The organism is Nostoc sp. CHAB 5836 (assembly GCF_020829445.1).
GTDB lineage: Bacteria > Cyanobacteriota > Cyanobacteriia > Cyanobacteriales > Nostocaceae > Nostoc.
Genome location: NZ_JAIVFV010000073.1, coordinates 22,207 through 32,313, shown reverse-complemented (window position 1 = coordinate 32,313; position 10,107 = coordinate 22,207). Strand labels below are relative to the sequence as shown.

General features: G+C 43.3%; 7 protein-coding genes and 2 pseudogenes. 3 read left to right on the top strand and 6 right to left on the bottom strand.

Annotation, left to right across the window (positions count from 1 at the left end):
- A pseudogene (locus LC605_RS16365) lies at positions 1-229 on the bottom strand (photosystem II q(b) protein); the annotation flags it as partial.
- A gap of 26 nt (positions 230-255) precedes the next feature.
- Between LC605_RS16365 and LC605_RS16360 the strand changes: the two are divergent.
- Positions 256-666, top strand: a complete 411-nt coding sequence (locus LC605_RS16360; protein ID WP_229548575.1) for a hypothetical protein — start codon at positions 256-258, stop codon at positions 664-666.
- Between the two features lie 183 nt (positions 667-849).
- Positions 850-1,206 (top strand): hypothetical protein, encoded by a 357-nt coding sequence (locus LC605_RS16355; RefSeq protein WP_229548574.1) that lies wholly within the window; start codon positions 850-852, stop codon positions 1,204-1,206.
- A 271-nt stretch (positions 1,207-1,477) separates the two neighbouring features.
- Here LC605_RS16355 and LC605_RS16350 read toward each other — a convergent pair whose 3' ends face one another.
- Complete coding sequence (locus LC605_RS16350) at positions 1,478-4,372, bottom strand: glycerol-3-phosphate acyltransferase (protein WP_229548573.1); 2,895 nt, start codon at positions 4,370-4,372, stop codon at positions 1,478-1,480.
- A gap of 315 nt (positions 4,373-4,687) precedes the next feature.
- On the bottom strand, positions 4,688-4,864 hold the full coding sequence (locus tag LC605_RS16345) for a hypothetical protein (protein ID WP_229548576.1): 177 nt from the start codon (positions 4,862-4,864) through the stop codon (positions 4,688-4,690).
- Between the two features lie 415 nt (positions 4,865-5,279).
- Here LC605_RS16345 and LC605_RS16340 point away from each other — a divergent pair, with 415 nt between their 5' ends.
- A complete protein-coding gene (locus tag LC605_RS16340) occupies positions 5,280-6,251 on the top strand; it encodes an SGNH/GDSL hydrolase family protein (RefSeq protein WP_229548572.1) in 972 nt (323 codons plus the stop codon).
- 478 nt (positions 6,252-6,729) lie between these two features.
- Here LC605_RS16340 and LC605_RS16335 read toward each other — a convergent pair whose 3' ends face one another.
- The 3 genes and pseudogenes from LC605_RS16335 to LC605_RS16325 form a co-directional block, all read right to left on the bottom strand.
- Positions 6,730-7,923, bottom strand: a complete 1,194-nt coding sequence (locus LC605_RS16335; protein WP_229548571.1) for an NAD(P)H-quinone oxidoreductase subunit H — start codon at positions 7,921-7,923, stop codon at positions 6,730-6,732.
- An 87-nt stretch (positions 7,924-8,010) separates the two neighbouring features.
- Positions 8,011-8,223 (bottom strand): annotated as a pseudogene (locus tag LC605_RS16330) (helix-turn-helix transcriptional regulator); the annotation flags it as partial.
- Positions 8,224-8,554: 331 nt separating this feature from the next.
- Positions 8,555-9,724 carry a zinc-dependent alcohol dehydrogenase gene (locus LC605_RS16325; RefSeq protein WP_229548570.1) on the bottom strand — a complete coding sequence of 390 codons (1,170 nt, stop codon included), beginning with the start codon at positions 9,722-9,724 and terminating at the stop codon, positions 8,555-8,557.
- Positions 9,725-10,107 lie beyond the last annotated feature (383 nt).

Here is a 10,107-nt window from a genome sequence, read left to right as displayed (position 1 = left end):
TGTTGTTTCCGTAGATCAACGAACCTGCAACTGGTTCACGGATCCCGTCGATGTCTACTGGAGGTGCGGCGATGAAGGCGATTACGAAGCAAGCGGTGGCCGCTAGCAAGGTGGGGATCATCACTACTCCGAACCAACCGATGTAAATCCGGTTGTTGGTGCTGGTGATCCATTCGCAGAATCGATCCCATACGTTGGCGCTTGAGCGCTGTTGTAAGGTTGTTGTCATTGTTTTATAAATGCGGTTAGTTGTTTATGAATCAGGCTCGTTTGTCTTTGCCTGTAAAACTACTTTACACTGCTTTACAATTTTTAATCAACTTTTATTACTTCAGTAAAGCTGATATAAAACATCAGTTTTTCTTATTTAAAAACCCAAATTGGGAGCATGGCTGGGGTAGATGTCAACAGATGGAACAGTGCGATCGCGGCGCAATACTGCGTAGGTTTTGCCCAAAAACCTTGACCCGTGTAGGTTGGGTTGAGGAACGAAACCCAACCTACAGGGGGGCTTTGTTGGGTAACGCATTGCCCATTGGTGTCAACTTAAGCCTGGGCGAATGGAATTCGCGGCTACACAAACAAAGTCCGCCTGCGCGGACTAAGAGAAAATTAATATTTTTAACCCGCGCAGGCGGGTTTCGTCTGTGTAGACGCGGTTTCTAACCGCCCTTTTAACGTTAAGTTGACACCTATGCGCATTGCCTCAACCCAACCTACGATTTTCCAAAACCTACGCAGTATTGGATCGCAGCGAGTAACTCACTGGTGATTCCTGACATACGTTTACTTGCGCTGTAAGATTTAATCGGATAATCTGAGCGATCGCAATTGTTTTTAAGGAAACTAATGAACAAATTAATACTGAGTTTGCTTTCTTCTCCTGTACTAATTAGCTCTATTCTCTCTATGGGAGTAATGCTCAATCACGCACAAGCTATGGAGCCACAATTAGAAGCCAAAACCACAGACAGGCTATCTTGTATACGCAATAAACATAAAGTGGGTTTAGTGTGTGCGAGAGCTTCTGTATTGGCTCAAATTCCTAAATATCAGCCGGAAATAGAGTTTTCTCAAGAAGATGCTCCGATGCTGGAGTTCAATGACCAAGAAAGCGATATGGCGATCAACTTATTTGGTTGCGACTGTGCTGCTTGTATAAATTCTTTACGTCAGATGCGCGGCGTGACACCCTTGGTATATTAAAATTCTAAGTAGGTTGGCGCAATTAAAGTTAACTGGCTAAGGGTGTCATTTGTCATTTGTCATTTGTCATTTGTCATTTGTCATTTGTCATTTGTCACTAGTAAGGGTTTTAAGTTTATTTACGTTTCGTAGCATACTTGGGTTTTTTCGCACCAACGTACTTACTAATCTACTTTTGTTTATCATCGACAAACTTTTCTGAGGGCACAACATTGTTGTGCCCTCACTGTTTTAGATCCCCTCTAGCCCAGTTTTTCAGTTAAGTAGTACATCATTCGGGTCTCAAATCGTTAGATAATTCCACAATACCTCTAGACCCATCAATCCGTACCCGTTGACCATCTTGCAGGAGCCATGTAGCACCGCGAACATCCATCACCGCAGGAATCCCATATTCACGAGCAACGATCGCACCGTGAGAAAGGCGTCCACCAACTTCGGCAATTAATCCCCCAGCCCTTAATAACAAAGGTGCCCAGCCGGAATCTGTATATGGGACTACTAGAATTGTATCTCGGTCAATCTCTGGCACATCTTGTAAATTTCGCAACACTTTCACTCTGCCTTCAGCTTGCCCGTGACTGGCTCCAATACCTTGTAAAATTTGGTCAGAGTAGAGCGCAGAGGGAGTTAAGGGGTGAGGAGGTGTATTGCCGTAGACTAAAAGGGGTATTTGAATGAACTCGCTATCTTGCACAAATTGCGATCGCCTCGATTCCACTAACTTGTCTAACTCTTCAATTAACCTAAAATCGTCATCCCCAACCAAACTCCGCACTTCATCAAAGTTTAGAAAAAAGATATCTCCTGTTTTTTTGAGTAAACCTGACTTTAACCAAATCTTTTCTAAGGCGACAAAACTCCAACGCAATTCAGCCAAGAGGCGGGAATAAACTTCGGTAACTCGTCCTTTGATATCCACACGCCGTTGCACAAAAGAGCGTTTGCGCTTACCAGCAAAGATGCTATTAATCGCGTCTTTAGCGCCTGATTGTGGTTCGTTCCCCTGCATTAATTGCACAAACATCTGCTTAATCATCTGGGGATTCTCCCGCCAAGTGGGAACGGAAATATCAGTTCCCACTTCACTTAAATAGCCGTAATCCTGAAGCAATTCGTCAAATTCTCGGAGGATTTTCTCTCCCTCTGGGGTTTGCTTTAACTGCTCAAATACCTGCTGTGGTTCAAACTCAAGCAATACCTCTTTGGCATCTGTAGCTATTGCACTGAGCGATCGCAATGCTGCTACCTCTGGAGTCAGGCTATGATCAATTTGGCCATCCTTCACCCGAAAAATCGCCTGTCGCAGGGCGGCGCTCAAGGGAGCTAAAATGCTGTAATACGTTCCTTGACGCAGCAAATCCAGAATAAAGTCAATTCTGGCCAACAGCTTAGATGGTTCCAGGTTATCTATATCTTCCTGTGCCAACTGCGACAACCCAGGAATAAACCGTTTGTGATAATCCTGCTTGAAGTCCTTTTCTAAAGTTAATTCCCGCTTCAGCAACTTGCCTAGTCCTGGCAAATTTTTCCAGGTTGACTGCAAGGATGGTTTACTTAATTTCGCTCCTCTGGTTAAAAATTCTAGACTTTCTGGCGGCAGTCCCATACGGATAAAAATATCTCCTAAGAGGGATGCGTTAAAGTAGGCTCTGGAATAGTGCAGAGTTGCAGTTTCGCTGAAATCTAACCCCAAGGCGCCATCGGCCAAAACTAAAGTGAAAAGTTCTCCCCAAACTCCACAAGTTAAGGGACGATTAATTGACCATGTTAAGGGGTGAATTACTCCGGGAATCACTTCGGCGGCGATTTTGCGTGTCCAAATGGGCAGCAGAGTGGTGATGGGTCGAGATTGCAACACCCAGAGTGTTTGACCGTCATAACTCCACTCTATATCTTGAGGAGTGCCATGATAACGTTTTTCGAGTCGGTAGGCTAGATATGCAACTTGCTTGATTAATGCTTGTGGTACTCGTCCTTGACCCTCTAATTGTACAGAGGAAGAATTTTCTGTTTCCAAGACAAAAGCGCGATATTGTTCTGGTGTGAATTTTCCCGAAACGACTTGTGTCGCGTTGCCTGGAAGGGCTTCAATGATGATCGCATCACCTTGCTGGGTAATGGGATCGCGGCTGAAAGCGACACCAGAATATACACTTTGGACTTGTTGTTGAATCAAGACAGCCATTGCTGTATCATTTAAGCCGCGATCGCGCCGATATTGGACAGCAGATGGATGATTGTAGGAAGCTTGAACTTGAGCGATCGCTTGCTGTAATGCCTCTGGGCTGGTAACATTTAAAACTGTTTCGTACTGCCCAGCAGCAGAAGAGTGTTCTGAATCTTCTCCAATGGCAGAAGAACGCACCACCAAGGGGGATAATTCTGATGGCTGGAGAAATTCTGTCAACAGTTCAGGATCATCAATTGGGGCGAGTACCCACCCCTTGGGGACTGGATAGCCCCAGCGCTTAATTTGAGATAAGGTAGCCGCCTTTTCGCCGACGATGGCAGCATCCAACTCTTGATCTAGAGAAACCATAGCGCCATCGCCCCGTAAAAATTCCAACATTGGTTGCGATTCTGTTTGGGCATCTTTGACTGACAAGTTCATATCATCAGGAATTTTGGTATAAATCCAGCCCATTAAACCAGCTAAAGCAACAGCACCAACCATTCTCGGTATATCGCTAATGTGCAGAAGTGCGACAAACAGAGGAAAGAGAAGCAAAACCCCAAATTTGACTACCTGTCTTGATTGGAGAATTGTAAAACTAATACCTGCAAAGAAGGATACAAATATTGCTACCAGTGGATCATGTACAACAAATCCCCATACGACATTTGTTGTACCTGCCCCTCTGCTTATCCAGTATCTACCGATTACCAGAGCGATGAGCGCAAGTAATTCCCAAGACGAGCCATCTGGGAAGAAAACGCGGCTGAGTAAGACTGCTGCAACTCCTTTCAAAGCTTCTGATAAAACTGCCAGAATGCCGACAAATTTACCACCGTGATAAAAGGCAGCCGAGACACTGATATTTTTAGTACCAACTTGTGATAACTGTTTGCCTGTGAGAGCGTAAGTTATCCATGCAATCAGGGGTAATCCGCCCAAAAGGGGGCAGATAATTAAAATAACTAAGACACCCCAAGGTTCAAACATTCTGGATTTTGGATTTTAGATTTAAATTTTCCGTCTAAAACCTCAAATCTCAAATCTAAAGTTTTTCTGAAATTTTTGATGGTTGTTAGGGGGCTTTTATTTATTAGTTGAGGCGATGTGCAACTATTCTTAAAACCCGCTTCCAAACCTCTCCTCCAAAGGTCGAGAGGCTTTGATTCTTGCTCCCCTTCCCTTGTAGGGAAGGGGTTGGGGGTTAGGTTTTAGATAAAGTTGCACAGGGCGTTAGTTGCTAAATGGACACTTGGCTAGGACGGAAACCGTTTTTGCCAGTGTCCTTTTAGGCCACTAATGGTTTTAGTTTAGCGCATAGGCAGCTTGCAGCGCCCAGATGATAAGAGCAGCGATCGATCCCAAAAGCAACACGGTAGAGATAGTGACTACTTTGGGGGAATCTGCACCCTCAAATTTCATAATTCCTCGATTTAAGTCGGACACAGCTTTGTAATCCTCTTTGGTTGGAGCATGAGACATTTATCCGTTTTGATTGTAGTCCTTGTGTTTGCGGATAATGTTAAATCCCTAATACTATTTTGTCCAAAGTCCAAAATTTTTAAATCCCCACAATTACGTACTTCTCCAGAGTGATTAATCTTATTTATACAAAATTAGGGATGGGGGAAAATTCTTCAACTCTGCTCTCTGCCCCTGTGCCTCTTTACCCCGCATTTCTCACAAGCTCAAGGCGTTTGATGGAGCAGAAGATAAGTAATGAGTAATGAGTAAAAACTTCTTACTTCTTACTTCTTACTCATTACTTATTACTTCTCCCCTGCACAAACGCAGGCTTTAAGAGGTGTGGTGAGAAATCCGGGTTTACCCATGCCCAATGCCCAATTCGTCAGTTACTATCGTTGAACAGTAACTCAGTATAAAAGGGTGTGAGTAGGTGAAGATGGCACTGATCGTAATTTCGGCGGTAGTTGTGGGATTGTTTGTGGTAGTTGAAATCGGGCTGCGATCGCTCTTTGGTTTTGGTAATCCCCTGATTTATATTGGCGATGAGCAGATTGGTTATTTGTTGGCTCCTAACCAGCGTACCCGTCGTTTTGGTAATTGCATTGAAATTAATGAATATTCTATGCGAGGTAGTCCGATAAAAAACATACCCGCACCTTCAGATCTGCGAGTTTTCCTGTTAGGTGATTCTATCGCTAATGGTGGCTGGTGGACAGATCAGACTAATACCATATCTAGTTTGATGATGCGTTCTCTGGCATCATCTACTAATAGTAATTATCAGGAAGTAGAAGTACTAAATGCTTCCGCTAACTCTTGGGGGCCAAGGAACGAATTAGCTTATTTAGAGAAGTTTGGCAATTTCAACGCCCAAGCTGTAGTGCTATTAATTAATACTGATGACTTATTTGCAACTCCTCCCACTTCTTTACCAGTAGGACGCGATCGCAATTATCCAGATCGTAAACCTCTGCTGGCATTAATGGAAGTGTGGCAGCGTTATATCCTCAAGCAAAAGCCAATACCCGAACTGCAAGCCGTGCAAAATGAGCCAGGCGATCGCGTGGGAATTAATCTGGAGGCGATCGCTAAAATTCAAGCCCTGACTCGCCAAAGCAATAGCCAATTTCTACTAGTTATGACTCCCTTACTACGAGAAATTGGTGAACCAGGCCCCCGTGATTACGAAATTAAAGCACGTCAGCGCTTGAGCGATTTTACCAAAACGCAGCAAATTAACTATATAGACTTTTTGCCGATATTCAATTCAACTACCAACCCACAAGGTTTGTTTCACGACCACATTCACCTCAATTTGCAAGGCAATAAATTTGTCAGTGAATTTATAGAGCGATCGCTTTTGGAAATAAGTAGGTCGGCGCAATTAAAGCTAACTGGCTAAGGCTGTCATTTGTCATTTGTCCTTCGTCATTTACAAGGGTTTTAACCCTATTTACGTTTCGTAACATATTTAGGTTTTTTCGCGCCAACTTACTTACTAGGGAAGGTGTCAAGTCGCTTCGCTCCAATTCGTAATTCGTAATTCGTAATTATTACCCCAAAGGATAAATCCTGGGGCTTGAATAAAGTTGGCTTTGCCTAATTTTATTTTTTCTAATTAAAATTAGGGGTTTTGACGCCAAGGATGAATTAATTATTGATTAATTCACGCAATGTGCAAGTTATTCTTAAAACCCCACTTCGATTCCTCTCCCCGTTTCGGGGAGAGGCTTTGATTCTTACTCCCCTTCCCTGGTAGGGAAGGGGTTGGGGGTTAGGTTTGAGAGTAAAGTTGCACATGGCGTTAATTCATAATTTCTAAGTTTTTAATTACGAATTACGAATTATTCGGTCACTTGGTCACTAATATTCGTGGATGACTATCGATCTACTGATCCCATGATGATATCGATACTACCCAATACTACAACTAAATCGGCAACCTTCACGCCGCGTAAGATTTCGGGTAATACTTGCAAGTTATTAAAATCGGCAGGACGAATTTTCCATCGCCAGGGGAAGGTGTGATCATCGCCAATTAGATAAATTCCCAATTCACCTTTACCACTTTCTAGACGGGTGTAAATTTCGCCCTTGGGAATCTTAAAGGTGGGGGCAACTTTTTTGGCGATGTACTGATAATCAAAGCCATCCCACTGAGATTTTTTCCCTGCTGCCATGCGCTTGGCTTCCAGGTTCTCAAAAGCACCGCCAGGAAGTCCTTTGAGGGCTTGGCGAATAATTTTCACCGATTCGCGCATTTCCCGAATTCGTACCAAGTAACGAGCATAACAATCGCCAGCAGTATCACATTGCACTTCCCAGTCGAAGTCGTCGTAGCACTCATAATGGTCTACTTTCCGCAAATCCCATTTCACACCAGAAGCGCGTAACATCGGGCCAGAAAGCCCCCAGTTGATGGCTTCTTCACGAGCGATCGCGCCTACACCTTGAACCCGACGGCGGAAAATGGGATTATTGGTAATTAAGCGCTCATACTCATCTACTTTAGGAAAAAAATAATCGCAGAAATCTTCGCACTTGTCTACCCAGCCGGAAGGTAAATCTGCTGCCACGCCGCCAATACGAAAGTAGTTGTTGTTTACCATCCGATAACCTGTAGCGGCTTCCCACAAGTCATAAATCAACTCTCGTTCGCGGAAGATGTAGAAAAAGGGAGTTCCAGCACCCGTATCAAGTAAGAATGGGCCCAACCACAGCAGGTGATTAGCAATCCGATTCAATTCCAGCATGATCACACGGATATAGCTAGCCCGTTTCGGGACAGTAATATCAGCCAATTTTTCTGGGGCATTAACTGTAACCGCTTCGTTAAACATCCCTGCTGCATAGTCCCACCGACTAACGTAGGGGACATACATAATATTGCTGCGGTTCTCAGCAATTTTTTCCATACCTCTATGCAGATAGCCAAGGACTGGTTCACAATCTACGACATCTTCACCATCCAGGGTGACAATCAATCTAAAACACCCATGCATAGAGGGATGGTGAGGGCCCATGTTGAGCAGCATGGGTTCAGTTCTAGTTTCAATCTTTCTACCGACGGTCATAATTTAATGCGATAAACCAGTAGCCTCCATTATTGAAATCTTATGGACTGTAGTCTTGTATATTCGTCCTATTTTTGGATGTTTTTCCTATTTTTTTTGTAAAACTGTTTTAGGCGTAACTCCCATGAGACGCTTGAAGTAGCGATTAAGATGGCTTTGATCGACAAAACCAACTTGAGTAGCAATCTCTGCAATGGAAAATTCCCTTTGAAGCAACAACTGTTTAGCTTTTTCAATCCGACAGCGAATAATATATTGATGTGGAGTCGCACCGGTAGATTGTTTAAACAGTTGCGAAAAAATTCGCTTATACCCATCTTCTTTTTCTTTGGAGAAGTCAACAGATAAGGATTTCGTTTCTAACATTGCTGTCATTAGTTCAACGTTCTTAATCTATCAAAAGCCTGAAAAAGAATTTTTCTGACGTAGCAGTGCTACGTCTCTAAGTAAGTTGGCGCGAAAAAATCAAAGTATGTTACGAAACGTAAATAGGCTTAAAATCTTTCCTAGTGACCAATGACAAAGGACAAATGACAAATGACAAATGACAACCTTAGCCAGTTATCTTTAATTACGCCGACCTACTTACAAGGGTTATGGGTAACGCATATTTAATTTCACCAGATGTCTATTAAGGTTTGAGTACAACTTTGATGCAGTTATCTTTCTTATCCTTAAAAATTTCGTAGCCGTGAGGCGCTTGTTCTAAAGGTAAGCTGTGAGTGATGATAAACGTTGGATCAATGTCACCATTTTGGATGTGTTCTAACAAAGGTTTTAAATACTTGTGGACGTGCGTTTGTCCCATTTTCAAGGTTAGACCCTTGTTCATCGCAGCACCCATCGGCACTTTGTCTACAAAGCCACCGTACACACCCGGAATTGATACGTGACCACCTTTTCGACAAGACACAATTACTTGTCGTAATGCCGTTGGACGGTCTGTTTCTAGACGTACTGCTTGCTTTACTTGGTCGTACAACGCCATAAAATCTGTGCCGTGTGCCTCCATTCCCACTGCATCTATGCAAGCATCGGGGCCACGACCACCAGTCATCTCTTTCAACGCTTCGCCGACATCCACTTCTTCGTAGTTGAGAACTTCAGCTTTACCGTATTCTTTAGCCATTTGTAGACGTTCGGGAATGCGGTCAATGGCGATTACACGTTCTGCACCTAGCATATATGCACTTTTGATGGCGAATTGTCCGACTGGCCCACAACCCCAAATGGCGACAATATCACCATATTGGATGTTGCAGTTCTCGGCTGCCATATAGCCAGTGGGAAAAATATCTGTTAAAAACAGCACTTGCTCATCCGTTAAACCATCGGGGATTTTGAGCAAGCCGACATCGGCAAAGGGCACTCGTGCATACTCTGCTTGACCACCGGCATAACCGCCGAATAAATGAGAGTAGCCAAATAGACCTGATGGCGAATAGCCCATTTGCTTTTCTACTAACCAAGCGTTGGGGTTAGAGTTATCGCACAGTGACCATAAATCCCGATTGCAAAAAAAGCAATTACCGCATGATATGGTGAAAGGGACAACGACGCGATCGCCTACTTTCACATTTTTAACTGCACTTCCAAGCTCTACGACTTCCCCCATGAATTCATGTCCAAGGATGTCGCCTTTTTCCATTGTGGGAATGTAGCCGTTGTAAATATGCAAATCAGAACCACAAATTGCCGTGGATGTAATTTTAATAATGGCATCGCGTGGGTTGATGATTTTGGGGTCGGGAACTGTTTCCACCCGGACATCGTTTGCTCCATGCCAGCAAACTGCTTTCATAATTATTTAGTCCTTAGTTATGATTTATGGCTCGTTAATATCAAGATAAATATTGGATTTATCACAGGGCTATTTCAGCCTAGACATGAAAGGGAACAGGAAACGGTTTTAAACCTTCACTTTTTTCATAAACCACCCGGAACTTAAGTTCCTGGCTCATAGCTAAAGTCCGTTAAAACGGACTATAACCTTTTCTTAGTCGTCTTTGTTCTCAGTCGTCTTTAGACGACTTTCGCTATTAGACTCAGAATTCATTCTGAGACGGGCTAGATGAGAATGAAATAGCTCTGGGATCATTGGTGACAAGTTAAGGTCATTAACTATTTGTCAATAAGTAATAGTGCTTAAAATTTTGCTAAAATTTGAGGTCGGAAACACAAATT

Bases quoted from the DNA above. Each gene is read 5' to 3' on its own strand.
- LC605_RS16360 (WP_229548575.1), top strand. From the start codon at position 256: ATGAATCAGGCTCGTTTGTCTTTGCCTGTAAAACTACTTTACACTGCT.
- LC605_RS16355 (WP_229548574.1), top strand. From the start codon at position 850: ATGAACAAATTAATACTGAGTTTGCTTTCTTCTCCTGTACTAATTAGC.
- LC605_RS16350 (WP_229548573.1), bottom strand. From the start codon at position 4,372: ATGTTTGAACCTTGGGGTGTCTTAGTTATTTTAATTATCTGCCCCCTT.
- LC605_RS16345 (WP_229548576.1), bottom strand. From the start codon at position 4,864: ATGTCTCATGCTCCAACCAAAGAGGATTACAAAGCTGTGTCCGACTTA.
- LC605_RS16335 (WP_229548571.1), bottom strand. From the start codon at position 7,923: ATGACCGTCGGTAGAAAGATTGAAACTAGAACTGAACCCATGCTGCTC.
- LC605_RS16325 (WP_229548570.1), bottom strand. From the start codon at position 9,724: ATGAAAGCAGTTTGCTGGCATGGAGCAAACGATGTCCGGGTGGAAACA.